We start from the raw sequence: 24593 nt of genomic DNA, 5'->3' as shown, positions 1-24593 counted from the left end.
CACGCCGGCCCGGGCGGCAGATGATGAGCCATGAATGATCGCGCCACCCTCCAGCGCACCATCATCGAGGTCGCGTCCTGGATGCGGCGCGCCGCGGCCCTGCTCGGGCGGCGCACCCAGATCATGATGGTCAGCACTGAGGCGAACCGCCGGCTCAGTTCCGCCGTTCTCGACCTCGGCCCTCGAGACCCCCAGCACCAGCCCACCGAGTACTGGCGTGCCCTGCCCCTGGGGCCCGACGACGGCGCGCACCTCGCTGCCCTCGCTCGCCTACGGGCCCTCCAGCCCATCGCGGCGCACGAGGAGGAGGCCCTGGCCAGCCTGGCCGGCGGCCGAGAGCAGGAGATCATCCAAGCTCAGAAGCTCCTCGGCCTGCGTCGCCTCATCACCTTCGGCCAGGCCCGCCACCAGGCCGAGCAGGCAGCCCGGCGGCTGAACGACTACCGACTCTGGGCCCATACCCAGGGCCTGCCCCAACTGCTCGACCGGCTCGAGCAGCACCCCACCATCGCCGCCTCCATCCCCACCGAGGACGCCCTCCATCCGAGCATCGGCCTGCTCCGCCGCCTGCCCGAGCTCGGGATCGCTCCCGAGCTGATGCCGGCGGAGGACATCGCCCCGCTCCCCCGGGCCATCGCGACCCTCGAAGAGGCGCTCCGCCGCGAGGTCGAGCGTCGCGCGGCAGCCCACCGGGCCGGCGTCGTGGTCCGGGACGGCGAGGCCCGCGCCCTGCTGGACACCATGGATGTGGAGCGGCTCAAGGATGCCACCGCCGACCGGCTGTCCACGAGCCCGCTGCTCGAGGCGGGCATCACCACGGTGCTGCAGGTCTGGGACCGCGGCGCCGAGCTCGAGGCGCTGGACGGCGTCGGGAAGACCACCGCCACCCGTCTGCGCGGCGCCGCCCGCACGCTGTGGGACCTCGCCGTGGACGGCACGGGCCTGCGGCTGGACCCGGCCGACCGCACCGAGGCCGCCACCGAGCTGTTGCGCCGGACCCGGGCATGGAAGCATCTGCTGCCGCTGCGGCGTGCCACGGCCGGGGTCGCGCTGGCCGAGGCCCTCGCCCCGCTGGCCCACACGCAGGCACCGGGGCATCCCGTGCTGCTGGCGCCGCGGGCGCGGACCGCCGCGCAGTTCCGGGAGGCGGTGGCTTCCGTACTTCAGTTGGCCGGAACGGTTCCTTCCGAAAGGCACACCGGGCCCGACGCTGGCGCTTACCCAGGTGCCGGTGGGTCCGGGGACGAGGTCTGGGTCGATTTTCTGGCGAGGCCGGCGGACTACTACGCGCTGTTCGCCGAGCTCGGGTTCACCACGGAGGATCCGGAGAAGACGCAGGGCGACCTGCCGGCGGAGATCGTGGAGGCGGTCCGGGCCTTCCGCCTGGACACCACGTACCTGACCGCGTCACTGCGCGGCTATCAGAGCTTCGGGGCGAAGTTCGCGCTGGTGCAGGGCAAGGTGGTGATCGGCGACGAGATGGGCCTGGGCAAGACCGTGGAAGCGCTGGCAGTGCTGACGCATCTGGCCGCGACCGGCGGGACGGAGCGGCCGGTGCACTTCCTGGTGGTGTGCCCGGCGGCCGTGGTGACGAACTGGATGCGGGAGATCGAGAAGATGACCACGCTGCCTGCGCATCGGCTGCACGGGCCCAACCGGGAAGCCGCGGCGAGTGCCTGGCGGCGCACCGGTGGTGTGGCTGTGACGACCTTCGCCACCCTGCGCAGTGCGGCCTTCGGCGATGAGGGTACCGAGCCGGTGCCGCTGGGCTGCGTGGTGGTCGATGAGGCGCAGTACATCAAGAACCCGGAGGCGCTGCGGTCCCAGGCGGTGGCGGAGGTGATCGGACGGACGGAGCGGGCGATCCTGCTGACCGGCACGCCGCTGATGAACCGGCTCGAGGAGTTCCGGGTGCTCATTGGCTATCTCCGCCCGGATCTGGTGCTGGATTCGCATGCGCTGGCGCCGGCGCGGTTCCGGCAGCAGGTGGCCCCGGCGTATCTGCGGCGCAACCAGGAGGACGTGCTCACCGAGTTGCCGGAGCTGGTGGAGGTTCAGGAGCTGCTGCCGATGATCGCGGCGGATGCGCAGGCCTACCGGGAGGCCGTGAGTGAGGGGAACTTCATGGCGATGCGGACGGCCGCGTTTTCTTCTGGGGGTGCGTCCGAGAAGATGCAGCGGCTGGTGGAGATCGTGTCCGAGGCCGAGGAGAACGGTCGGCGGGTGATCGTGTTCTCGTTCTTCCGGGACGTGTTGGACGCCGTGGCGGAGACCCTGGACGGTCCGGTGTTCGGGCCGCTGACCGGCTCGGTGGCGGCGGCACAGCGGCAGGCGATGGTGGACGCTTTTTCTGCTGCGCCCGGAGGTGCCGCTCTGGTGGCGCAAGTGACGGCCGGCGGGGTGGGGCTGAACATCCAGGCCGCCTCCGTGGTGGTGCTCTGCGAGCCGCAGCTGAACCCGGCCATCGAGTGGCAGGCCATCGCCCGGGCCCGGCGGATGGGGCAGCTGGAGACCGTGCAGGTGCACCGGCTGCTCAGCGAGGACGGCGTGGACCAGCGACTGACCGAGATGCTGGCGGTCAAGGCGGAACTGTTCGAGCAGTTCGCCCGGGAGTCCGACGTGGCCGAGGCGGCACCTGAGGCCGTGGACGTGTCCGAGGCGGAGCTGGCCAGGGAGGTTGTTGCTGCGGAGCGGGAGCGGTTGCTCGGCGACCGAGGCACCTACCAAGCTTCCGACAGTCCCTGCGCGACGTAAGAAGGGCTGAAGTGCCAGGCAGCTGGGCAAAGGTTCTGCCGCCGTACTGGACTGCTTCACTGGGGTTCAACAAGCGCAGAGGCGAGCCGCCTCCATCATCCGATAACTTCAATGTATGAGTCATGAGCGCACCATGGACCTGATCCGTCAGATGGTCTCCGAAAGAGAGTGGAGTCAGTTCCACACCCCGGAGAACCTTGCGAAGAGCATCTCCATCGAGTCCGGTGAACTTCTGGAATGTTTCCAATGGGGCGGCGAGGCAGAAATCGAAGCGGTTCAGTCGGAGCTCGCCGACGTCCTGACGTACTGCTTCCTTCTTGCGGATGCCCTTGGCCTAGACGTGGACGAGATCGTCCAGACCAAATTGGGCAAGACCCACGAGAAGTACCCCGTGGACCTCGCCAAAGGCAGGAGCACGAAGTATGACCGACTTTGAGATCCAGAGCTTTCCTCTGAACAGCGAGGGTGTCAGCGCAGCCGCTTCGAAGGAGCCGCGACTGAAGAACTGGCCAGCGGTCTACATCCTGCATGAGGGCCGGTCCACCGAGTCCCATCGGGTGGCTCAGAAAATTTACGTGGGCGAAACGCTCAAAGCGGACCGCCGACTCACGCAGCATATGCAGAGCGATGCCAAGAAGGATCTCACGGAAACACGTGTGGTGCTACACGATATGTACAACAAGTCCGCCACCCTCGATCTGGAGGCTTTCCTCATCCGGATGTTTTCCGGTGACGGCCACGAAATTCAGAACCGCAATGAGGGGATCGTTGCCGGGCAGTACTTCGCTCGCGAGTACTACCAGGAGACCTTCAAGCAGATCTTTCAGCAACTGTATGCGGATGGGCTCTTCGTCCAAACCCAGCTGGACATCATCAATCAGGACCTATACAAACTCTCCCCGTTCAAGGAGCTTTCGCCCGAACAGGACGAGTCAGTGCGCCGCATGGCGGAGGCAGTTCTCGCCGACGTCGGTGGCGCCGCAGTTCAACCCTCCTCCGTCGAGACGATGGTGGTTCAAGGGGGCCCCGGAACCGGCAAGACCGTGCTTGCCGTCGTGCTGATGAAGCTTCTCGCCGATATCGGCGAGTCAACAGATGAGGAACTGGAAGACCTGATTCAAGAAGGTCGACCCTTCAGCGACCTCTTCACCCAAGAAAACAGAGACCGGCTTCGGGGGCTAACCATCGGGTTGGTGATCCCCCAGCAATCGCTCCGGAAGTCCATCCAGAATGTCTTCAAGAGGGCACCGGGACTGAAGCCATCGCAAGTGGTGGACCCATTCAAGGTTGGGGGGTCGGGTATTGAGTACGACCTGCTGGTGGTGGACGAAGCACACCGCCTAAGCCAGCGTGCCAACCAGTCCGCCGGCATGCTCAACATCCAGTTCCAGACGATCACCGAAGACCTGTTTGGCGGGGATGATCATTCCAAGACCCAACTGGACTGGATCCGCGCAAAGAGCCGACACCAGGTTCTGATCCTTGACCCCAATCAAACTGTCAGACCCGCGGACCTTCCCCGTGACAGCGTCGAGGCGGTGATCCAGGAAGCCTCGTCAGCTGCTCGACTTTTCACGCTCCAGTCCCAACTTCGAGTGCGGGCGGGCGACGACTATGTGGGTTTCTTCGGCAAGGTGCTGCGCTCGGCCGGCAACGGCATGGCGCCTTCGGCTCCCGACATCATGAAGTATGACCTGCGCATGTTTACCGACCTCAAGCGGATGAGACAGGAGATTCTGCGGCTGGATAGCCGAAACGGTTTGGCCCGCCTCCTCGCAGGGTTTGCCTGGAAGTGGCGTAGCAAAAAGAACAAAGCTGCCTTCGACATCGAGCTCGATGGACTGGAGTTGCGATGGAATTCCACAGCAACAGACTGGGTCAGTTCGCCAAAGTCGCCGCTCGAAGTCGGTTCTATCCACACCATCCAGGGCTACGACCTGAATTACGCGGGGGTGATCATCGGCCCCGACCTGAGATTGGACGAGTCCACGGGCCGGGTCACCTTCAACCGGCAGTCCTACTTCGACACGAAGGGTATGGAGAGCAACAGGAAGTTGGATATCACGTACACGGACGATCAGATCCGGGAGTACGTGATCAACATCTACAACGTCTTGTTGACCCGAGGCATCCTCGGCACGTTTCTCTACGTCTGTGATGAGCCACTGCGGAAGTACTTGGCTCAGCATTACTTCCCCGACATCTTGTCCGGAGCTAGCGAAGCGACGTTCATGGGAACATCGCTTATCCATGGGGCCGACTACCTCGTGAACCCTGATCCTCGGATTACCTATCGGCCCCGAGCACACCGCGGGGCGATCGAAAAGGTGGTGCTCAAGACGGTAGACACCGTTCCCCTGCGAGACACGTGACAACTTCGAAACTATCGCGGACTGCTTCGGACGCATCTTGGCGCTCCAGTAGCGAGCCCGCATACATATCCTGGTGGCTGACGTGTTCGCGACCTCGATTGGCCGTCGCCCCGTCGCCACGACTGAGTCAGATGGCCCCGCGCATAATGGCGGGGACGAAGCCCAACTCCTCCAGTTGTCCGATCACGGTCAACACCAACGGACCGGCATCCAGTCTCAAACGATATGACCGCGGTGATTCCGGCAATCGTCCGAGGAGTCTTCGGTCCACGAGTCCACGGATCAGTTGGCTGCGCGTCGATGAAGAGCCGGGAAACACCTCCGCAAGGTGACTCGCCTTCACTATGCCGCGCTCCGCCACGGTACTCAGGGCCGCTGCCTCTGGCACGCTAATCTGTGCCGACCGCAGCAGACGGTCAATCGCCGGTAATAGCACACGTGCACGGACGAAGCTCGCCTCGCCCAGTGACTTCACTCGCGTCAGGTCATCGCGGAGTCCGAGCAACACATACTCACACCAGCGCACAAGGCCAATGTCCTGATAGGTGTCCGCATCGGCAAGGTGCTCGTAGTACCGCTCTCGGTCGGCACCGAAAACCGCAGTCGGGTTCAAAGCGCGGAAGCTGGTTGTCTGGGTGAATCCCTGCTGGACCAGCACTGCATAGGTGAGCAACCGTGCCACCCGACCATTACCATTCCCGAACGGGTGGATCCACAGGAACCGATGATGGGAGACGGCCGTCGCCACTAGGTCCAGGTTTCCAGGCCGTTCGGCGTTGATGAAGTCGGCGAGCTCGCCCATCAGCAGGGGGATCAGGTCCGGGCCGGGAGGAACGTGCTTAGCACCCGAGATGGCCACCGGCATGGTGCGGTAGGAACCGGGGGTGCGATCCCCCTCGGTTTCGAGCCCCTCGACGGCGATTCGGTGCAGCTCGCGTATGAACATCTGGGTCAGTGGCACTCCCGGCTCGACGTGCTCGTCGATGAACTCCGAGGCCTTCTCCAAATTGATGATCTCCTGCACGGAGTCCGAATACTGGAAGCCGTCCGATTGCTCCTTCTCGGTCACGACATCCAGAACCGTGGTGCGGTTTCCTTCGATGCGGGCGCTCGTCATGCTGGTGACCAGTTGCAGCACCTGGTGTATCTGTCCTAGAAGCTCCGGGTCCGTATCCGTCATGGCCAAGTCACCACGCAATCGTTCGAGATCGAAGACGGCCATCGTCAGCGAAGAGTCGAAAGGAAACTCAGGAATGTGTAGCGACATGTGCTCAGACTTTACCGCGATGGGTCGCCGTATTTAAGGTCAACTACCACAATGTCTCTTACTTTCGGGGTTTTCGAGTTACACGGGGCTACCCAGTAATTAATCACGGTTCGTCGAGAAATTAACCCGCGACTGCGAAGAGAAGTCCACGAGACCCGAGTCGACCTACATCGGCCGGCCCACGCAACATCGCCCGCTCGATCAACCGCAGCCCCCGGGTGCCCGACGACACGACATATCGTCCGGCGCCTGGGGGCTGTGCGTTACTGTGGCCACACACCACGTGACACGGGGTGCCCCGCGAGGGGCTGAGAGAACACCCGTCGAACCTGATCTAGTTCGTACTAGCGAAGGGATGTCGCGCCTATGCCGCGCACTCATTTTTCTGCACCCGCTCTTCCTGACCCCACTGACCTGGTCAAACACACCCACCAGCTACTCCCCCGGCTCCGGGAGACCCAGCCGTTGGTCCAGTGCCTGACCAATCCGGTCACCGTCAACTTCGTCGCCAATGGCCTGCTCGCCCTCGGCGCGACGCCCGCCATGACGGACATCCCCGGCGAGGCCGGCTCGTTCGCCCGCGCCGCCTCTGCCGTGCTCATCAACCTCGGCACCCCACACTCCGAGCAACGAGAGGCCATGCTCGAGGCAGCAGAAACAGCGCACGACGCCGGCACCCCCTGGGTGCTCGACCCCGTCGCCGTGGGTGCCCTGCCTGTCCGCACCGCCCTCGCACATCGTCTGCTAGACCTCTCCCCCACTGTAATCCGCGGCAATGCCTCCGAGATCCGGGCCCTCGCCGGAGAAGGCACCGGCGGTCGCGGTGTTGACTCCTCCGACACCACCGAGGCCGCCCGGGACAGCGCCCTGCAGCTGGCCCGCACCACCGGCGCGGTCGTCGCTGTCTCCGGGGAGACCGACCTCATCACCAACGGCCACAGCATCGTCCGCATCGCCAACGGCCACCCCCTGCTGACGCGCATCACCGGAGCCGGCTGCCTCCTCGGGGCGGTGGTTGCGGCCTTCGTCGCCACAGGCTCCACCGCACGCACCATCTCACCCGATTCAGCGGCTGAGACCAGCACCGATCCACTCGCCACCACTGTCACGGCCTGCACGATCTACGCCATCGCCGCCGAACTGGCCGCCGAACAGACCCACCGGCCGGGATCCTTCATCCCCGCCTTCCTCGACGAACTCGACGCCCTCACCCCCGAGGACGTCACCGCCCGGGCACGAATCACCGTTGAGCCTGCTGCAGCAGCAACCCCAGCCCTCAACTCGACCACAGGGAGGACCGCATGAGCCTGACCACCACCGCGAACGCCAGCACCACGACACCAATCACCCCGCCCCCCGATCTCTCCGTCTACCTCGTCACCGACTCGGCACAAGCCCAGGGCGCGGGCCGCACACTCGTCGAGACGGTCGTGGCCGCCGTCGGCGGTGGTGTCACCACCGTTCAACTGAGGGAGAAGACCACCCCGGCCCGGCAGCAGATCGAACTGCTCGAGACCCTGTCCGCAGCGCTCCCCGTACACGTGACCCTGCTGGTCAACGACCGCGTGGACGTCTACCTCGCCGCCCGCCACCGCGGGGCCCGCGTCCACGGGGTGCACGTGGGCCAGTCGGACCTGGACGTGGCGGACGTTCGCCGGCTCATCGGCCCGGAGGCGATCCTCGGCATCAGCGCCGCCACCCCGGACCAGCTCGCGGCCACCGAGGCCAGCATCGCCGACGTCACCTACGTGGGCATCGGCGCCCTGCGCACCACCTTCTCCAAAGCGGACGCGCCTGCTCCCATCGGCGCGGAGCGCATCGAGCATCTCGCCGCCACCACCGCACTGCCCGCCGTCGCGATTGGCGGGGTGGTCCCAGACGATCTCCCAGGCCTGCGGAACGCGGGACTGGCGGGGGCCGCCGTCGTGTCTTGGGTCTGTGCCGCGGAGGACCCGCAGCGAGCTGCGGCCGAGTTGGCCCAGGCCTGGCGGTCGGCTCCGGCGCGGTAGACACTGGTGACGACCACACAGCGGACACCCGACCCCAGGAGCTTCCATGTCCTTCCAGGCCTACCTCGACACCATCGAGGAGAAGACCGGTCTCACCCCGCGCCAACTGATCGAGATCGCGCAGAGCCGCGGCTATGACGACGCCTCGGTCAAGGCCGGCGTCATCCTCGACTGGCTCAAGGCCGACTACGGACTCGGCCGCGGACACGGCATGGCCCTGGTCCACGTCATCAAGAGGGGCCCCCAGATCGACGCCAAGCACGTGGGGACCACGGGCAGCCACAGCGACGAGTCGGACGTGCTCTGGCTCGACGGCAAGGCCACCAAGCCCGCCTGACCGGCGGTCGCTTTCAGCTGCGTCTCAGCGTCCGAAGCCCCCACCCCGAGGCCCGGGGCGGGGGCGAGAGGTCACTGGCCCTGCTGGGCCATCTCGATCCACGGCCCGTACCGGTCGGCCTCGCTCTGAATCAGGGCGGCGGTCTCCTCGTAGTCACGGAAGGTCGGAATCTGGTTGCCGTCCTCGATGACCTTGATGTAGCCGGGATCCTCGACGGCCGTACCCATCGCGTCGGAGAGGGCCTTGACCACCTCGTCCGGGGTGCCGGCCGGCGCCATGATGCCGGCCCATGAGGCGTTCTGCAGGTCAACGCCCTCCTCCTGGGCGGTCGGCACGTCCGGGTAGTCCGGGTGGCGTTCCTCGGAGAGCATGGCCAAGTAGCGCATCTCCCCGCCGTCCACCTGGGCCTTCTGGCTGCCCATCGCATCGATCGAGAAAGTCACGTCACCAGCGGCAGCCGCGGCGATGGAGGGGGCGGACCCGTCATACGGCACGCTGGTCAACTCGATTCCCGCCAGGTCCTGCAGGCCCCGTGCCGGGGAATCCCACACGGATCCGACCCCGGGGGAGGAATAGGTCAGCTTCCCTGGGTTGGCCTTGGCATCCTCGATGAGCTCTGAGAGGGACTCGTAGGGACTGCCCGCCGGTACGGCGATGGCACCCGGGCCCTCGATGGCCTGACCGATCGGGACGAAGTCATCCGGGCTGACGTCGTAGTCCATGAACTGGAGCGTCGCCACCTCCACGCCCATCATGGACAGGTTGTAGCCGTTCGGCTCCTGCTCGGCCAGCCAGGTGTAGCCGATCGACCCGTTGGCCCCGGGCCGGTTCTCCACGATCACGGACACCCCCAGCTCATCCTCCAGCAGCGGGGCCAGGGTGCGGGCGGTGAGGTCTCCCTGGCCGCCTGGCTGCCACGGCACCACGAGGCGGATGTCCGTAGTGGGAAAGTCCTCCGCGTCAGCGGTCTTGCTCCCGGCGTTGTCGGCACAGGCGCTCAGCACCATGGTGCCGGCAAGGGCGAGAGCCGCCAGGGACAGGGTTCTGGTCTTCAGGTGCAGAGACATGATTCTCCTTGGTTCTGAGGGGTGCAGCGAATAAGGGGGGGTGGGCGGGTCTACCAATGAGTGGTTCAGGTCCCGACGGCGGCGCGCGGGACCACGGTGCGGTTCACCAAATACGTGGGTTGGCCCTGGAACAGGGCGTCGAGGACGTTCTGGGCGGTCTTGGTGCGGATCTCCTGTTCGGACTCTTCCGAGTACCACGCCGCGTGGGGCGTCAGGACCGTGTTCTCGAGTTCGGTGAACGGGGACTGATGACCGAGCGGTTCCGCGCTGAAGACGTCCAGTCCGGCCCCTCCCAGCCGGCCTCCTGCCAGGGCCGCCGCCAGGTCCTCTTCCTGGACGATTCCGCCGCGGGAAGTGTTGAGCAACAGCGCCGTGGTCTTCATCAGGCCCAGCAACCGGGAATCCACCAGGTTGACCGTCTCGGTGGTGAGCGGGAGGTGGATCGAGACCACGTCCGCTGCCGCGAAGAGCTCTTCGGGCGTCACCAGCGTGGTGTCATGCTCCCGCAACGCGACGTCCGGGTCCACGAACGGATCGTGTGCGATCACCCTCATGCCGAAGATCTGCATCTTCGCAGCCAGACGCCGGGGGATGTTGCCGAAGCCCAGCAGCCCCAAGGTGGCCCCGCGGAGCCGGTGCAGCGGCTTGGCCTGGGCATAGTCCCACTGACCTCGCCGCAGCGCGCGATCGTAGATACCCAGTCCGCGGGAGAGGGAGAGGATCATGGCTGCCGCGTGGTCGGACACATCATCCAGGGAACCGTCGGGGACGTTGGCGACCATGATGCCGGCGGCGGTGGCGGCCTCGATGTCGATGGTGTTGACGCCGATTCCGTACCGGGCAATCACGCGGCAGCGTTCCAGGGTGGTGATAAAGGCGGCATCCAGCTGGACGTACTGGTTGACGATGGCGTCCGCGTCACGGCAGGCCTTCCGCAACGCGGCCTCGTCAGCGAAGGGGCCGGCGTCGACCATGACGTCCTGTCCGTCGAAGACGGACCGTTCCGGGGACAGGTCTGTGAACTCGTAGTCGGTGATGACGATCTTGTACATGGATACCTCAGGTCGTGGGAGTTGGGGGGAGTGCCGTGGCCGCGGAGTCAGAGCTGGCCGAAGGTCTCATCGAGATGCTGATGGAACGGCAGGCCGACGATCTCCGAGTACTGGGCGTAGTCCATCGCGCTGGCCGGTACGGTCTGGTTCTCGCGGAGGGAGTGCAGGCTCTGCTGCACTGCGGAGGTGGCGGAGAACAGGGCGGTCAAGGGGTACAGGACCATCCGGAATCCCAGCTCTTCCAGGTCACTGCCAGCCAGGCTCGCCGCCTCGGTGCCGTCCACAATGGAGACCACGGTCGGTCCGTCCACGGATCGGGCGATGAACTCCACGTCGCGGATGGTCTTGACCCCGTCCACGAAGAGCAGGTCTGCCCCAGCATCGCGGTAGCGGTGGATCCGCTCGACGGCATCCTCCCGGGAGGTGGCGGCCAGAGCGTCGGTCCGGGCAATCACCACGAGGTCGTCAGAGCCGCGGGCCGCCACGGCAGCTTTGACCCGACGAGCCGAGTCCTCCGCGTCCACCAGGCTGATGCCGGCCATCTGCCCGCAGCGCTTGGGAGAGACCTGGTCCTCGAGGTGGATCGCGGCGACGCCCGCTTGCTGGTATTCGAGAACCGTGCGGTGAATGTTGGACGGGCCACCGTACCCGTTGTCAGCATCGGCGATGACGGGAATGGAGACGGCCCGGACCATGTTCCTGGCATGCTCCGTCATCTCGGTCGCGGTGAGCAAGCCGATGTCCGGCTGACCGAGTCTCGACGCCGTGGCCCCGAAGCCGGTGAGATACACGGCCGGGAATCCCGCCTGTTCGACCAGTCGGGCGGTGAGCGAATCGAAGGCCCCTGGGGCGTGCACGAGGGGCCGACCCGGCTCGAGCAGTGTTCTCAATGATGCAGCCGCGTTCATGATTCTCCGTGTCCTTGGTTCTCTGACGGTTGCGGGGCGCGCGGGACTTCGACGGTCTGCAGGGTTGTGGCCCGGCGGATCGAGAGAGTCGCCGACGTGATGCACCTCACGTTGAACTTGGATACTAGATGAACGTCAACTTGGATACAAGTGTTGGGCCGGATAGCATGATGGCGACAGAGGAGGCCCCGTTCAGTGAGAACCTCATCCATGGCCTACGGGATCGTTGCATCGCTCCGCGCATCCATCACGGACGGTGCCTTCGAACTCGGTGAACCGTTGTCCGAGGATGCCCTGGCAGAGGTCTTCTCCGTCAGCAGGACACCCGTGCGCGAAGCCCTGAAAGCGTTGCAGAACGAGGGAATCGTAGAGATCGTCCCCAAGTCCGGCACCTTCGTCTTCGATCCCTCGCCCGAACAGGTGCTTGAATTATGCGGCTTTCGCTTCCGGCTGGAATCATGGGCCATGGAAGACGCCCTGCGAACGTCGGCACCACACGCAGGGGCCGCCCTGACGGAAGTCATGGCTGAGATGGAATCGGCCATCTCCCGGGAGGACCGTGCGGCGTACAACCGGCTCGATGCCCGGTTCCATGCCGTGGCCTTCGAGGTCGGCGGGAACCGCTACCTGGCCGAGGCGTACGGTGCGATCTCCACCCAGGTCTCAGCACTCCGGGCCCATCTCTCCACGTGGAAAAGCGACGCCGTGGCCGTGTCCATGCGCGAACACGCGCAGATCGTGGACCTCGTCCGAGCCGCCGATGCTCCGGGGGTGGCCCAGGTCCTGACCCAGCACATCGATCAGGCGGGGCAGACCTACGTCCGCGCCCTGGCCGACCGTGAAAAGCAGCGCAACCTCAGCAAGCGGACCCGTCTGCGCGAGAAGCTCGGCGGGTACCTCACCAGTACCGCTTAAGTTCACGTGCCGTCTGCACCAAGGGTCGGGACAGAGGTCCGCTGTCATGGCCTCTCCGAAGCGAGAAGCCGCCTGGGCCCGTCTCGACGAGACAGGCCCAGGCGGCTTCCTGCAGGGCGCTCCCTGCTCCTACGCCTCGGTCAGCACCTCCGATGTGCGGCCGGTCCGGTCCAGGTACTGCCCCTGCGGAGTCCCGACCACGGCACCGTCCTGGAACACCGTGTTCCCCCGCAGGTAGGTGTCCGTGATCTTGGCGGTCAGCTCGAACCCTTCGAAGGGCGTGTACTCCTGCGTGGACAGGGAGTCTTCCGCCCGGACCACGTAGTTCGTCTGATCGTCGACCAGGCAGAAGTCCGCGTCGAAGCCGACCTGCAGATCGCCCTTGCTGTTGAGGCCGTAACGCTCGGCGGGGTTCTTGGAGACCAGTTCCGCGATCTTGTTGTATGACAGACCGCGCTTGCGACCCTCGGAGATCATCCCGGCCAGCAGGTACTCGGCGCCGCCGAAGCCGGACTTGGCCACGAAGACGTCCTCGCGCGGGTCACCGAACTTGGTCTCGTCCTTGCAGCAGGCATGGTCCGAGGTGACCCAGGAGAAGTTCCCGGCCAGCAGGTGGTCCCAGAGGGCCTCCACGTCCTCGCGGGGGCGCAGCGGCGGGTTGACCTTGCCGCCCATGTTCGCGGTGTGGCAGTCCGCGAGCAGGTGGCCCACGGTCACCTCGCGGCGGAAGTTGATGTGCGGGAAGGTCTGCTGCATCATCATGGCCGCTTCAATGGCCTTACGGCTCGTCAGGTGCAACAGGTTGATGTTGGGCAGCTCCGTCTCATGCGCCAGGTAGGAGGCGATGGTGATGGCCAGGCCCTCCGAGTGCGGCGGGCGCGAGGCGCTGTAGGCCTCCAGCCCGGTCAGGGTGCCGTCCTCCTCCACCAACTTGGTGTAGGCGCGCATGATCTCGGCGGTCTCACAGTGCAGGGACAGGGAGATCTGGTCCTTGATGTCCGCGTAGCGCGGGTCCTGGCGGGCCTTCTCGATACCGCGCATCACGAACTCGAAGTGGGCGTAGTCGTAGGACTCGTCCTCCGGGATCATCAGGAACTTGCTCTGGTCCGTGGAGCGGCCGTGCAGTCCGTGGATGCCGTAGAACATGAAGATCTTGAACGAGGCCACGCCCATGTCCAGCAGGTCGGGGATCTCGTTGATGTGGTCCTTGAGGATCGGTGCCACGTGATAGCCGTAGTCGATGTAGGCCCGGCCCCGGGTGGCCTCCAGGACCTCGGGATAGATGTCCTTGTAGGGGCCGGACTTGTTCAGGTAGTAGGCACCGGTGCGCACGTAGGTGATGCCGCTGGTCACCCCGCCCTGGGCGCTGGCGCGGCTCTCGGTCTCGGCATCCTCCTCGAGCGGGTTGTAGATGCCCCAGTGCTGATGGACGTCCACGACGCCCGGGAAGAGGTGCTTGCCGGTGCCATCCACCACCTTGGTGGCCTCGGAGGCGTCGATGTCAGCGGCGATGGCGGCGAACTTGCCGTCCTTGACGGCGACATCCAGCAGCTCGGGGGCGAGCTCGCCCGGGCGCACCACGGTGGCGTTCTTGATCAGCAGATCGTAGTTGGACATGAGGGTCCCTTTCTTGCTTCTGGTCCTACTTCTGGACTTCATTCTGGAGGCGGTCTGGATCCACCAAGGCGAGACCGGTGAACAGGTCATGGACGGACGTAGCTGTTTCCAGGGTGCGACAGCCCTCTTCGAGTGCTGCCATGTCCCCGGTGGACATGGTGCGGCGGGCGTTGTCCCGGAACTTGCGGGTGAGCTCCTCGAAGCTGAGGGGATTCTCGTTGCCGCCGCGGTTGGCCAGGACCTTCTCCACGATGGTCCGGCCGTCCGTGAGGTGCGCGGTCAGGACCGCGGGGAACTGCATCGGGAAGATCGCCGTGCACTCCGGGTCCGGGACCACGTCCACCTTGGCCATGATGGCCCGCCGGACCGGATCCTGCGCCAGCTCGTCGGTGTAGTCGTCCAGGCCGACCTCCAGGCCCCCACCTCCGAGCAGCCCGGCGGCGACGGCATAGGGTCCGGAGAACTGGGCCATGTAGGCGGTGGTGGGGGTGCGCTTCACGTCGATCGGCTCGCCGATCGTGCGCAGGTTCGGTGCCGGCACTCCGAGCACCAGGGAGTTGATGTCCCCGGGTGTGATGCCGGCTCGCCGCAGTGCGGCTGCCGCATCCACGGCAGCGTGGGTGAAGTGATTGGCGGGGTACGGCTTGAAGAAGATGTCCTCGATGGACCACCGTTCCCCCAGGTCATCGGTGATGGCCGAGGCATCGAAGGCGCCGTGGAGCCAGGCCTGGAAGAACCCGAAGCGGCCCTCCAACACCGTGGGCGGGCCGGTCAGGCCATGGCGAACCAGCTCGACGGCGGTGACTGCGGAGTGCGCGGCCCAACCACAGTGGATGCGCTTGACGGTTCCACCGGTCCGGTTCGACTCGATGATCCCGGCAGCCATCGAGGCAGCCACGCCCAGGGAGTTGCGAATCAACTCCGCACCCCCGTGCAGGGCGGCCACGGCCGCGGCGGATCCCATGGCGCCGCAGATGGACGTGGCATGTTGGCCATGTTCGAAGAACACCGAGTTCTGCGCCGCGCTGTCATAACCGGCCATGCCGAGGCGGACACTGACCTCCAGGCCGATCGCAATGGCCCGGACCACGTCCTGACCCGCGGACCCGTGGGCCTGTGCGGCGGCCAGCACCGCCGGGATGACACTGGCACTGGGGTGCAGCACCGAAGGCAGGTGGGTGTCGTCATAGTCCAGGGAATGCGCGAGGACGCCGTTGACGAAGGCCGCCTGGGCGGCCGGCAATTGCTCGGCCACCCCGACGGCACTGGCCTGGCCGGCCCCGCCCTGTGATGTAGTAAAGCGGCGCACCGCGCGACTGGTGTCCAGCGGAGCCGCCGCGGCACAGATGCCCAGGATGTCCAGAACGCGGGAGTTGATGTTCTCGATCAGGGCCGGAGAGAGGTCCTCGAAGGTCACGCCCTCGGCCCAGGTCGCCACGATCTCGGCGAGCGGGGCGTCTGAGGCGGGGGGCGGCGTCGCGCCCGATGTGGATTTCCGTGTGGTGTTGGAGCTGGCGCTCATGCCGGCACCACCGCCAGCGGCCGGACCGGTGAACCGGTGGCGCCGAAGATGTTCAACGGCACGAGGACGAAGAGGAACTCGTGAAGTCCTTGCTCGGCCAGGCCTTCCAGGTCCAGCGCCTCGATGATGTAGATGCCGCTTTCCACCAGGAGGATCCGGTGGGCCGGCAGCTGGGCGTGGCCGCCGCCCGGCGGGAGCATCTCGAAGGCGATGGTGTCCGCACCGAGGGCGTGGACACCCAGGCCGGCCAGGAACGTCGCCCCGGCCTCACTGATGCCGGGCACCCCGGACGGTCCGCCGACATATGCCGATCCCTCCGCGAATTTCTTGCCCCAGCCGGAGCGGATCAGGACGACGTCTCCGGCCAGCACGTCCACGCCCTGCGCCGCGAGGCATCCCTGCAGGTCCTCCACGGTGATCTCGTAGCCGCCCTCGAGATCCGGCAGGCCCTTGTAGGCGGGAATGTCCAACAGGAGGCCGCGCTTGAGCATCGGCTCGATGGTGTGCACGCCGTGTTCCACGTACTTGCCGCCGAGGCAGGAGTCGCCGGCGTTCGCACCGCCGTGGAGCTTGCCGTCCTGGCTCACATGGGCCAAGGCATCGATGTGGGTGCCCACATGGGTGCCGGTCGAGATCATGTCATTCGCGGCGCTGCCGCCATCGGCACGGACCATGTCACCGTGGCGACGGGGCAGCGTGTGCCAGAACTGGGGATGGTTCGGGGACTGCGGCATGCCGACCCTCAGCTGCCGGCCCAGATCCACCGTATGCAGCCCTGACTGCACGACGTCCAACAATGCACTGTTCACTTGATGAACTCACCTTCCCTCAGCTGGGCGATCTCTGAGTCGGTGTATCCGACCTCGCCCAGGATGTTGTCTGTGTCCTGCCCCAGGGGCCGTCCGGTGAAGCGGATCTCCCCCGGCGTCTTGCTCATGCGCCACATCACGTTGTGCTGCAGCACCGAACCGAGGTCCTCGTCCGGCACATCGATGAGCATCTCGGTCTCCCGGATGTGTTCGTCCTCCACGATGTCCTTGGCGTCATAGACGGCGGCGACGGCGGCCCCGGCCTCGGTGAAGGCGTCCATGACCTCCGCCTGGTTGCGCTCACGGATCCAGGAGCCCACGTACTCGTCGAGCTCGTCGACGTGCTGGACCCTGGTGTGCCCAGACGCGAACCACGGCTCGTCGATGACCTCCGGGTGGCCCACCAGCTGCATGACCCGTTCGGCGATCGACTGGGCGCTGGTGGACACCGCCACCCACTTGCCGTCCTTCGTCAGGTAGGTGTTCCGCGGGGCGTTGTTGGTGGACCGGTTGCCATGGCGTTGGCCGATGATGCCCAACTGCTCGTAGACCGTGGGGCCGGGACCGACAGCGGTCATGATCGGCTCCAGAATGGACATATCCACTACCTGTCCCTCCCCGGTCCGGTCCCGATGCCGCAGGGCTGTCAGGACCGCCGAGGACGCGGCGATGCCGGCGATGCTGTCCGCCAGGCCGAACGCCGGCAGGGTGGGGGGCCCGTCCTCGGGTCCGGTCAGGTGGGCGAAGCCGCTCATGGCCTCCGCCAGGGTGCCGAAGCCCGCCCGGGACGAGTACGGTCCGGTCTGCCCGAACCCGGTCATCCGGACGAGGACCAGGCCGGGATTGATCTGATGCAGGACCTCGGGGCCGATCCCCCACCGTTCGAAGGTGCCCGGCCGGAAATTCTCCACCACGACGTCGGCCGTCGCGGCCAGCTTGCGGAAGACCTCGCCCCCCTCGGGCTTGCCGAGGTTCAGGGCCAGGGTGCGCTTGTTGCGCGAGACCTCCTTCCACCACAGCGGTATGCCGTCCTTACTCTCCCCGTGTCCGCGCATGCTGTCGCCGAGCACCGGATGCTCGATCTTGATGACGTCGGCACCGTAGTCTCCGAGGATCTGGCAGCACAGGGGGCCCGCCAGAATGGACGACGCGTCAATGACCTTCAGGTCCTCGAGCGGCAGCATCAGTTTCTCCTTCGTGACGAGGATGGGCCCTGCGCGAGCAGGGCGGAGGTGTCCGGGTGCTCTCGGTCCGCGGTGGCTCTCTCAAGGGTTTCGAGTGCACCGCGGACGACGGCGGCATCGATGAGGCGGCCCGAGTCGTCCAGGGTGACTCCCCCGGAGGCCTGTGCCGAGTGGTCCAGGATGCGCCGGGCCGCCGTGACGTCCTCCGCCGTGGGTGTGAAGACGGAGTTGATGACCGGGCACTGTCCGGGGTGGATGGCTGTACGGGCCCGGAACCCCAGGTCCTGGAACTTCCGCGTGGTCTCCGCGAAGGCGCCCAGGTCCCGGAAGTCGGTGGAGGTCGGGGCCAGAGGGGCCCGGATACCGGCCGCCGCACAGGTCACGACCACCTGAAGGCGGATGGCGTCCACGGCGGCCTCCGCCGCAGGGCTCCGCCGCATCCGGAGGTCGGCCAGCAGATCCACTTCACCGAGCCCGAACGTCTCCACGGACGGTGAGGCAGCCATCTGATCGAGTCCCTTCAGTCCGGCGGCACTCTCCACGAGGCCGATCACCGGAAGCCGGCCGCCGGTGATGTCCTCCAGCTCTGTCACGACGGTGGGTTCAGCCTTGGCCAGGATGATGCCGGCGCAGAGGGCCACGCCCTCCGGGCCCATCACGGCGGCTGCGTCCTCGGAGATCTGTTCGGCGTTGACGCGGACCCAGACCGGTTTGCCGTGGGCTGAACCACGGGGCCCACCATCAGCGTCCAACGCGTTGGCCGTCAGCCACTCTTTCAGTTCCCTGCGGGCCTGTCCCTTCTCCGGTTGAGGCACCGAGTCCTCGAGATCTAGGATCAGGGCTTCGGCGTCTGATCCTGCCCCTTTGGTGAAGAGTGACGGTTTGCTGGCCGGGACGTAGAGCCACGACGCCGGCCACGCCACGGCGGCGGTGTCCGTCAGCCCCTGACTCCTCACATCATCGTTCACTGCCATACCCGTCGTCAGGTCCGGAGTCACAAAGACTCCAGTCAATAGTCGTCGCCTTCGTTCCTATAAGTGGAACGACGAAGGCCTTTGCGATAGTGATCACGCTAGATCGTTGTCGCCTGCCAAGTCAAGGGATTGCGGTAACACTGCGGCTTCGCTCCCCACCCCGCCGCCACCCTCACTCTTGACGTCCACCTAATGCGTTTCGTTCACTGGAACATCTCGATGCAGTGAGCCCAGGGCAGAACGAGCCTCAGCGTCCGATGCCAGATGGTGGACCGCGTCGATGACCCGCCCGGTCGCCTCAGCGCCGATCAGTGACTTGATCTTGGCGACCGTCTGCGCTCGGTCCAAAGGCTCGAAATCGGTGTCCCCGATGGGGTTGGGCTGGGATCCTTCCAGGACCGTTCCATCGGCCAACTCAATCCGCACCCGGGCCCACCGCTCGCCGGGCAGCCGCTCGTCGAACTCCGGTTCCACGTGCACAGAGACCTTGTCCATGAATGGTCGCGTGGCTTCGAAACCCGGAGACTCCGGGTCCATCGTGTCCGGGTCCACCACCTCGTGCAGCATCGCCGTGGCCACCACGAAGGGCAGGGAGAACATGGCCGAGAGACGGTTGCGGACATCCCGCCCGAGGAGCGGCTTGGCCAGCGAATGCGTTGCCACCGCCACGGCGGTCACCTCGGCCGCCGTGAAGGAATGCTCGCGCCTCAGTTCTTGGACGAGGTCGACGGCGGCATGCGTGTAGGAGCAGGAGGCATGCCTCTTGCTGTAACCCTGCTCCAGCAACCAGACCTGCCCGAGTCCTTCGGTCAGCCCTGACGGGTCCAGGGTCCCGATGAGTCCACCCAGTGTTGACGCTGCGGCGCCCCTGTTGCTGACGAGACCGGACCGCGCCAGCCGGACAGCGTTCAGGCCGGCGATATTGGCGCCTCCCGCCCACAGGTTCCGGGTGAAGTTTCCGTCCAGAACCATCTCCCACGGTGTTGCATGGACCAATCCGGCGGCGGAGTCGATGGCCGCGGCGACCTCGGCCGTCGAGGCACCCTGGATCAGCGCTGCTGCACAGGCCGCGCCAGTGGCACCCCAGTGTCCGTGGGTGTGCCACCGGGGGTCCCGTTCCACAGCGGCTCCGAAGCGTGCAGCCACCTCGTAGCCGGCAGCCACCGCTGTCAGGAAACGTCGCCCGGTGACGGCCGATTCGGCCGTCTGCGCTGCAGCCATGGCAGCGAAGACGACGTGCACGGCAGGGTGCCCCCGGGCATGCTTGTTCCCCTCATCCAACTCCAGCGCGCAGGCCGCCGTCGCGTTGAGCAGCGTTGCCGCGTCCGGGTCAGCACGCGCATCGGTGCCGATCAGCGGGACAGTGCCGGAGGCGGGTTTCCACGCTTCGATCAAGGCACGCATCTCCGGGATGCGGTGTCCGGCTGCCGTGACCCCAAACAGATCGATCAGCATGGTCTGCAGCCGTTCACGGACCCGGGCTGGCACGTCCTCAGGGGACAGGCCTTCGGCGAAGGCGGCCAACCCATCCACCGCCTTGATGCAGGCATGCCTGGTCTCATCGGACATCGGAGCTGTGGAACCACTATCCACGGTGCTGGCCGGCTGGGACGGCGAGGGCGCCCCCCAGGGTCCGCTGGTGCAGTTCCAGCAGCTGCAGGGCCACCGCTGTCGGATCGACCACCACAGGCCGGCGGCCGCTGGGGCTGACCTCCACCGCGGAGCAGCCGTTGATGGCCACGTCCGCGTCGGTGTCACCCAGCCGCCTCTCGACGGCGGACTGCCAGGCCTGGTCGTCCGCGATGTCCTCCACCGACAGTCCCAGCACGCGGGTTCCGCCCACGATCGGGGCTAGACCGTACGATGCATACTTCCGGTCCAGTTCCGAGGCGATGGCCTCGTTGCGGGCCAGGGCGCCCACCCGCAATCCCTGGCCGGCCAGAACGTGGCCGGTCAACTTGAGCAGCCCCAGCACCGGCCGGGAGAAGCCGGCATCCGCCGCGTCCACCGTCGGGTCCAGGACGCAGTCGGGCAGGAATGCGTCCACGCCCGTGGGATCTGCGTCGCGGAACCGGTGCAGCAACGCCTGTTCGGACGCCTCGATGTCTTCTGGGGTGTCCAAGGCCCCCGGGATGTCCGAGCCGACGCCCAGAGCTTCCAGGCGGATCGTCACGCCCGGCGGACACAGCCTCGCATAGCGGGCTTGCCTCCGTGACAGTTCTTCGGACGATACAGCGATCGGCGTGATGGCCAGCAGTTTCATGTCTTCCTCATCTCAGGGTGTAGCACCGAGCAGGTCGTGCGTCAGGTTCGGCAACCGGGTCACATGCCCAGGTAGGCCTTGCGGACCTCGGCGCTGTCATTCAGTTCCTGGCCCGTCCCTTCCAGGACGATGGATCCGCTCTCCATGACGTAGGCGCGGTCCGAGATCGCCAGGGCCTGGGCGGCGTTCTGCTCCACGATCAGCACGGTCACCCCGGCGTCCCGGATGCGCTTGATGGCCTCCAGCACTTGGGCCACCAGGTTGGGGGCCAGGCCGATGGAGGGTTCATCCAGGGTGAGGCACGTGGGCCGGGCCATCAACGCCCGCCCGATCGCCAGCATCTGCTGCTGACCGCCGGACATGGTGTTGGCCCGCTGCATGCGACGCTCCCGCAGGATCGGAAAGAGCTCGAACACCTGCTCCAACGACTCCCGGATGGTGGACTTGGGCTGGGTGAAGGCGCCCATGGTGAGGTTCTCGTGCACGGCCAGGTCACCGAACAGGGCTCGGTCCTGTGCCACGTGGACCATCCCGTTCTTGACGATCTGATCGGGGCGCTGGTTCTGGACCTCTTCACCATCCAGTCGGATCCGCCCGCTGCGGGTGTTGATCAGCCCGGCGATGGCGCGCAGAGTCGTGGTCTTGCCGGCCCCGTTGGCCCCGATGATGGAGACGATCTCCCCGCGCTCGACGTGGAAGTTGAGATCGTGGACGATGTCCAGGCGGCGGTATCCGGCAGTGACGGAATCGAGTTGGAGGAACATCAGAAATCCTCTCCGAGATAAGCTTCGATGACCCGTGGGTCCTGGACGACATCCTTGGGCACGCCGAGGGTCAGTTCGGCCCCCTCGTGCATGACCAGGAGACGTTCCGACAGCGCCATCACGGCTGCCATGATGTGTTCCACGAACATGACGGTGACCCCGTCTCGGTGGATGTCCCGCAACAGGTCGATGATCGGCGCCCGCTCCGTGGGGACCAGTCCGGCCAGAACCTCGTCCAGCAGCAGGACCTTCGGCTCCAGGGCCAGGGCGCGGGCCAGCTCGAGGCGTTTGAGCCCCGCGGTGGGCAGCGTCCCGGACATCTTGTTGAGATACTGGCTCAACCCCACCCGCTCGATGACCTCGGCCGCATGGTCGCGGGCCTTCGCGGTGGAGCGGAACCGGCGGTGAGAGGCGATGGAGACGTTGTCCAGGACGGACATGGACTCGAACGGCCGCATCAGCTGGAAGGTCCGGACCAGGCCGGCGCCGGCGATCTTGTCCGCCGACCAGCCCGTGATGTCCTGACCATCGAAGACGACGCGGCCGGACGTCGGCCCGAGCTGCCCTGCGATGACGGAGAACAGGGTGGTCTTACCGGCGCCGTTGGGGCCGATGATGCCGAAGAACTCCCGTTCCGGGATCTCCACGGTGACGTCCCGCAGTGCGCGCAGGCCGCCGAAGGACTTGGACAGCCCCTCGAGTTTCAGGATGCTCATTTGCGAAGCCTTTCCCGGATGGTTCCGTAGATGCCCTTGGGCAGGAACACGACGATGACGATCAGCAGCACCGCGTAGATGGCCACGTCAAGGCCGCTGACGCCCTGGAGGAACTCCAGGAACGGCGGCGGGTTGCGGACCACCGCGGCCACCAGCTCGGACAGGGGGCCCACGACGGCGGCCCCGATCAGCGGGCCCCAGATGGTCCCCACCCCGCCGATCACGGCGGGAACGATCGCATCCGTGGAGACATGCATGCTGAACGCCTGCTCCGGACCGACGAAGAGGTAGTACTGGGTGTAATAGGACCCGGCGATGGAGGTGATGGCACAGCTCAGCGCCACCGTGATCAGCCGGTACTTCATGATGGGAATGCCCAGGGATTCTGCCGCCACGGGGTCGTCCCTGATGGCCTGCGTGTACCGGCCCGGCCGGGAGTAGACGAAGGCAATGGTGACTGCCACGGCAGCCGCCAGGAGCAGCAAAGGGATCCAGTAGTAGTTGAAGCTGTCCTGCCCGAACTGGAGCATGGCCCAGGAGTCCTCTGGGAGCAGGGGGATGTTGATGCCCTCCGTGCGGTTGACCAGTTCCAGGTTCTGGGCCAGGAGCAGGAACATCTGGGCGAAGGCGAACGTCGCCAGCGCGAAGTAGGAGCCGGCCAACTTGTATCGCAGGCACAGGTAGGCGATGAGCACGCCCACCCCTGCGGAGAACACCGCACCGATGATCATGGCGATCCACGGGGAGATGCCGAAATTGGTCAGCAGGACCGCGTCCGTATAGGCGCCGACGCCGAAGAACGCCGCGTGCCCGAAGCTGAACATGCCGCCATAGCCGCTCATCAGGTTCCAGCCGACGGCCATGATGCCGTAGATCAGGGTTCGGACGAGGACCGGCTGGCTGGACTCCGGCAGGACGAAGGGCAGGAAGAACAGCACGACCAGCCCGACCGCCAGGTAGATGTACTGGCGCCGGGCGCCGTCGTGGGTCCGCTGGGGCAGTGCGGAGGGCAGCTTGGTGCCTCGCGGTGACTCGGTGGTGGCGCTCATGACTTGGCTCCAAACAGACCCTGGGGCCGGAGGAAGAGGACGAGGAGGAAGATGCCGAAGACGAGCAGCAGCGAACCGCTACCGGGGAGGTACAGCGACCCCACCGTCTGGACCAGGCCGATGAACAGACCGCCTACCAGGGCACCGGGGATACTGCCCAGGCCTCCCAGCACCACGATCACGAAGGCCAGGGTGGTGAACTGCTCGCCGGCTGACGGCACCAGGGAGGTGAAGGAGACCATCAGGCCGCCGGCCACGGCCACGCAGGTCGCGCCCACCCCGAAGGTCATGGCGTAGATGCGTTTGACGTTGACACCCACCAAGGAGGCGCCGACGTCGTTCGCGGCCACCGCTCTGATGGCCAGTCCCAGCGTGGTCTTGCGCAGGATGAGCGTCAGCGCCACGGCCACGGCCAGCGCGCCCCCGAAGGCGATCAGCCGGGGGACATCCACGAGGGCACCGATCACGTTGATCGATCCCTCGACCGGCGAGGCCACGCTCACCGGCCGTCCGCCGAAGATCATCAACAGCACGTTGATGATGAGCAGGGACAGGCCCAGGGTCACCAGCAAGGGGCGCTCATGGGTGCTGTCCCCCATCACGCGGTTCAGCACGGTCGACTGGACGAGCCAACCGAATCCGAACATCACCGGAACGGTCAGGGCGGCGGCGAGGTAGAGGTTCAGCCCCCACTCCGTGGCCAGGAAGAAGACGATGTACATGGACATCGTCAGCATGGCGCCCTGCGCGAAGTTCACGATGCCCAGCACCCCGAAGATCAGCGTCAGCCCGAGGGACACGAGGGCGTAGACCCCGCCCAACAGGACCCCGGTGATCAAGGACTGGGTCAGCAGTCCCGACGGCTGGCCTCCGAAGAGGTACATGAGGACCACGGCCGCGCCGACCACCACGACGAGCCCGGCGGTGATCCTGAGTTGTCGGTTGTCAAGGAGCCGCGGCGGAGCCGGCGGAACTACCTTCGTCTCTGTACTCGTTTGTGTCACTCTGACACCC

General features: G+C 66.2%; 22 protein-coding genes and 1 riboswitch. Of the genes, 7 read left to right on the top strand and 15 right to left on the bottom strand.

Translation table 11 applies throughout. The annotated features are described in order from the left end of the window. The first annotated feature begins 30 nt into the window (after positions 1-30). The 3 genes from BOSE125_RS15600 to BOSE125_RS15590 all read left to right on the top strand — a co-directional run bounded on the left by BOSE125_RS15600 (position 31) and on the right by BOSE125_RS15590 (position 5126). Positions 31-2754, top strand: coding sequence for a DEAD/DEAH box helicase (locus BOSE125_RS15600; protein WP_159554026.1), 2724 nt, complete (start codon positions 31-33; stop codon positions 2752-2754). A 133-nt stretch (positions 2755-2887) separates the two neighbouring features. After that, positions 2888-3190: a nucleotide pyrophosphohydrolase gene (locus tag BOSE125_RS15595; protein ID WP_236558068.1), complete on the top strand. Its 303-nt coding sequence runs from the start codon at positions 2888-2890 to the stop codon at positions 3188-3190. After that, a complete protein-coding gene (locus BOSE125_RS15590) occupies positions 3177-5126 on the top strand; it encodes a DUF2075 domain-containing protein (protein ID WP_236558066.1) in 1950 nt (649 codons plus the stop codon). The genes BOSE125_RS15595 and BOSE125_RS15590 overlap by 14 nt, the downstream gene beginning before the upstream one ends. A gap of 127 nt (positions 5127-5253) precedes the next feature. Here the strand turns inward: BOSE125_RS15590 and BOSE125_RS15585 are convergent, their stop codons facing one another. After that, positions 5254-6393 (bottom strand): Fic family protein, encoded by a 1140-nt coding sequence (locus tag BOSE125_RS15585; protein ID WP_159554024.1) that lies wholly within the window; start codon positions 6391-6393, stop codon positions 5254-5256. A 279-nt stretch (positions 6394-6672) separates the two neighbouring features. Continuing rightward, positions 6673-6766: riboswitch (TPP riboswitch) on the top strand. On the opposite strand from BOSE125_RS15585, the gene thiM reads away from it, so the two are divergent. From thiM to BOSE125_RS15570, 3 genes are all read left to right on the top strand, one after another. Next, positions 6760-7698 (top strand): hydroxyethylthiazole kinase, encoded by a 939-nt coding sequence (thiM, locus tag BOSE125_RS15580; RefSeq protein ID WP_159554022.1) that lies wholly within the window; start codon positions 6760-6762, stop codon positions 7696-7698. Its footprint overlaps the riboswitch before it by 7 nt. Next, positions 7695-8402 (top strand): thiamine phosphate synthase, encoded by a 708-nt coding sequence (thiE, locus tag BOSE125_RS15575; protein WP_201301226.1) that lies wholly within the window; start codon positions 7695-7697, stop codon positions 8400-8402. The genes thiM and thiE overlap by 4 nt, the downstream gene beginning before the upstream one ends. A 46-nt stretch (positions 8403-8448) precedes the next feature. Further along, on the top strand, positions 8449-8739 hold the full coding sequence (locus tag BOSE125_RS15570; RefSeq protein WP_159554020.1) for a DUF4287 domain-containing protein: 291 nt from the start codon (positions 8449-8451) through the stop codon (positions 8737-8739). Between the two features lie 71 nt (positions 8740-8810). Here the strand turns inward: BOSE125_RS15570 and BOSE125_RS15565 are convergent, their stop codons facing one another. From BOSE125_RS15565 to BOSE125_RS15555, 3 genes are all read right to left on the bottom strand, one after another. After that, positions 8811-9806 carry a tripartite tricarboxylate transporter substrate binding protein gene (locus BOSE125_RS15565; protein WP_159554018.1) on the bottom strand — a complete coding sequence of 332 codons (996 nt, stop codon included), beginning with the start codon at positions 9804-9806 and terminating at the stop codon, positions 8811-8813. 65 nt (positions 9807-9871) lie between these two features. Next, positions 9872-10858, bottom strand: a complete 987-nt coding sequence (locus BOSE125_RS15560; RefSeq protein WP_159554016.1) for a C-terminal binding protein — start codon at positions 10856-10858, stop codon at positions 9872-9874. A gap of 47 nt (positions 10859-10905) precedes the next feature. Beyond that, positions 10906-11766, bottom strand: coding sequence for an oxaloacetate decarboxylase (locus tag BOSE125_RS15555; protein WP_159554014.1), 861 nt, complete (start codon positions 11764-11766; stop codon positions 10906-10908). A gap of 195 nt (positions 11767-11961) precedes the next feature. On the opposite strand from BOSE125_RS15555, the gene BOSE125_RS15550 reads away from it, so the two are divergent. Beyond that, complete coding sequence (locus BOSE125_RS15550; protein WP_159554012.1) at positions 11962-12681, top strand: GntR family transcriptional regulator; 720 nt, start codon at positions 11962-11964, stop codon at positions 12679-12681. A gap of 129 nt (positions 12682-12810) precedes the next feature. Here BOSE125_RS15550 and BOSE125_RS15545 read toward each other — a convergent pair whose 3' ends face one another. The 11 genes from BOSE125_RS15545 to BOSE125_RS15495 all read right to left on the bottom strand — a co-directional run bounded on the left by BOSE125_RS15545 (position 12811) and on the right by BOSE125_RS15495 (position 24583). Then, the gene (locus BOSE125_RS15545; RefSeq protein WP_159554010.1) at positions 12811-14298 is read right to left on the bottom strand and encodes a dihydroorotase family protein; all 1488 of its coding nucleotides are present in this window, start codon (positions 14296-14298) and stop codon (positions 12811-12813) included. Between the two features lie 25 nt (positions 14299-14323). After that, positions 14324-15820: an MmgE/PrpD family protein gene (locus BOSE125_RS15540; RefSeq protein ID WP_159554008.1), complete on the bottom strand. Its 1497-nt coding sequence runs from the start codon at positions 15818-15820 to the stop codon at positions 14324-14326. Beyond that, a complete protein-coding gene (locus BOSE125_RS15535) occupies positions 15817-16629 on the bottom strand; it encodes a cyclase family protein (RefSeq protein WP_159554006.1) in 813 nt (270 codons plus the stop codon). Before BOSE125_RS15535 ends, BOSE125_RS15540 begins: the two co-directional genes overlap by 4 nt. Continuing rightward, positions 16626-17813: a CaiB/BaiF CoA-transferase family protein gene (locus BOSE125_RS15530; protein WP_159554004.1), complete on the bottom strand. Its 1188-nt coding sequence runs from the start codon at positions 17811-17813 to the stop codon at positions 16626-16628. The genes BOSE125_RS15535 and BOSE125_RS15530 overlap by 4 nt, the downstream gene beginning before the upstream one ends. Continuing rightward, positions 17813-18787, bottom strand: a complete 975-nt coding sequence (locus tag BOSE125_RS15525; RefSeq protein ID WP_159554002.1) for a CoA ester lyase — start codon at positions 18785-18787, stop codon at positions 17813-17815. The genes BOSE125_RS15530 and BOSE125_RS15525 overlap by 1 nt, the downstream gene beginning before the upstream one ends. Before the next feature lie 189 nt (positions 18788-18976). Beyond that, on the bottom strand, positions 18977-20356 hold the full coding sequence (locus BOSE125_RS15520) for an MmgE/PrpD family protein (protein ID WP_159554000.1): 1380 nt from the start codon (positions 20354-20356) through the stop codon (positions 18977-18979). Between the two features lie 16 nt (positions 20357-20372). Next, entirely contained in the window at positions 20373-20960 is a 588-nt protein-coding gene (locus BOSE125_RS15515) for an aspartate/glutamate racemase family protein (protein ID WP_201301225.1), read from the bottom strand. A gap of 149 nt (positions 20961-21109) precedes the next feature. Further along, complete coding sequence (locus BOSE125_RS15510; protein ID WP_159553996.1) at positions 21110-21814, bottom strand: ABC transporter ATP-binding protein; 705 nt, start codon at positions 21812-21814, stop codon at positions 21110-21112. Further along, complete coding sequence (locus BOSE125_RS15505) at positions 21814-22530, bottom strand: ABC transporter ATP-binding protein (protein WP_159553994.1); 717 nt, start codon at positions 22528-22530, stop codon at positions 21814-21816. Before BOSE125_RS15505 ends, BOSE125_RS15510 begins: the two co-directional genes overlap by 1 nt. Next, entirely contained in the window at positions 22527-23579 is a 1053-nt protein-coding gene (locus BOSE125_RS15500; protein ID WP_159553992.1) for a branched-chain amino acid ABC transporter permease, read from the bottom strand. The genes BOSE125_RS15505 and BOSE125_RS15500 overlap by 4 nt, the downstream gene beginning before the upstream one ends. After that, entirely contained in the window at positions 23576-24583 is a 1008-nt protein-coding gene (locus BOSE125_RS15495) for a branched-chain amino acid ABC transporter permease (RefSeq protein ID WP_201301224.1), read from the bottom strand. Before BOSE125_RS15495 ends, BOSE125_RS15500 begins: the two co-directional genes overlap by 4 nt. Positions 24584-24593 lie beyond the last annotated feature (10 nt).

This window comes from Citricoccus sp. K5 (assembly GCF_902506195.1).
Classification (GTDB): Bacteria; Actinomycetota; Actinomycetes; order Actinomycetales; family Micrococcaceae; genus Citricoccus.
This window is presented reverse-complemented; position numbering and strand designations above follow the sequence as displayed.

Excerpts from the sequence above, each read along its gene's own strand:
- BOSE125_RS15600 (WP_159554026.1), top strand. The coding sequence starts at position 31 with ATGAATGATCGCGCCACCCTCCAGCGCACCATCATCGAGGTCGCGTCC.
- BOSE125_RS15595 (WP_236558068.1), top strand. The coding sequence starts at position 2,888 with ATGGACCTGATCCGTCAGATGGTCTCCGAAAGAGAGTGGAGTCAGTTC.
- BOSE125_RS15590 (WP_236558066.1), top strand. The coding sequence starts at position 3,177 with ATGACCGACTTTGAGATCCAGAGCTTTCCTCTGAACAGCGAGGGTGTC.
- BOSE125_RS15585 (WP_159554024.1), bottom strand. The coding sequence starts at position 6,393 with ATGTCGCTACACATTCCTGAGTTTCCTTTCGACTCTTCGCTGACGATG.
- thiM (WP_159554022.1), top strand. The coding sequence starts at position 6,760 with ATGCCGCGCACTCATTTTTCTGCACCCGCTCTTCCTGACCCCACTGAC.
- thiE (WP_201301226.1), top strand. The coding sequence starts at position 7,695 with ATGAGCCTGACCACCACCGCGAACGCCAGCACCACGACACCAATCACC.
- BOSE125_RS15570 (WP_159554020.1), top strand. The coding sequence starts at position 8,449 with ATGTCCTTCCAGGCCTACCTCGACACCATCGAGGAGAAGACCGGTCTC.
- BOSE125_RS15565 (WP_159554018.1), bottom strand. The coding sequence starts at position 9,806 with ATGTCTCTGCACCTGAAGACCAGAACCCTGTCCCTGGCGGCTCTCGCC.
- BOSE125_RS15560 (WP_159554016.1), bottom strand. The coding sequence starts at position 10,858 with ATGTACAAGATCGTCATCACCGACTACGAGTTCACAGACCTGTCCCCG.
- BOSE125_RS15555 (WP_159554014.1), bottom strand. The coding sequence starts at position 11,766 with ATGAACGCGGCTGCATCATTGAGAACACTGCTCGAGCCGGGTCGGCCC.
- BOSE125_RS15545 (WP_159554010.1), bottom strand. The coding sequence starts at position 14,298 with ATGTCCAACTACGATCTGCTGATCAAGAACGCCACCGTGGTGCGCCCG.
- BOSE125_RS15540 (WP_159554008.1), bottom strand. The coding sequence starts at position 15,820 with ATGAGCGCCAGCTCCAACACCACACGGAAATCCACATCGGGCGCGACG.
- BOSE125_RS15530 (WP_159554004.1), bottom strand. The coding sequence starts at position 17,813 with ATGCTGCCGCTCGAGGACCTGAAGGTCATTGACGCGTCGTCCATTCTG.
- BOSE125_RS15525 (WP_159554002.1), bottom strand. The coding sequence starts at position 18,787 with ATGGCAGTGAACGATGATGTGAGGAGTCAGGGGCTGACGGACACCGCC.
- BOSE125_RS15520 (WP_159554000.1), bottom strand. The coding sequence starts at position 20,356 with ATGTCCGATGAGACCAGGCATGCCTGCATCAAGGCGGTGGATGGGTTG.
- BOSE125_RS15510 (WP_159553996.1), bottom strand. The coding sequence starts at position 21,814 with ATGTTCCTCCAACTCGATTCCGTCACTGCCGGATACCGCCGCCTGGAC.
- BOSE125_RS15505 (WP_159553994.1), bottom strand. The coding sequence starts at position 22,530 with ATGAGCATCCTGAAACTCGAGGGGCTGTCCAAGTCCTTCGGCGGCCTG.
- BOSE125_RS15500 (WP_159553992.1), bottom strand. The coding sequence starts at position 23,579 with ATGAGCGCCACCACCGAGTCACCGCGAGGCACCAAGCTGCCCTCCGCA.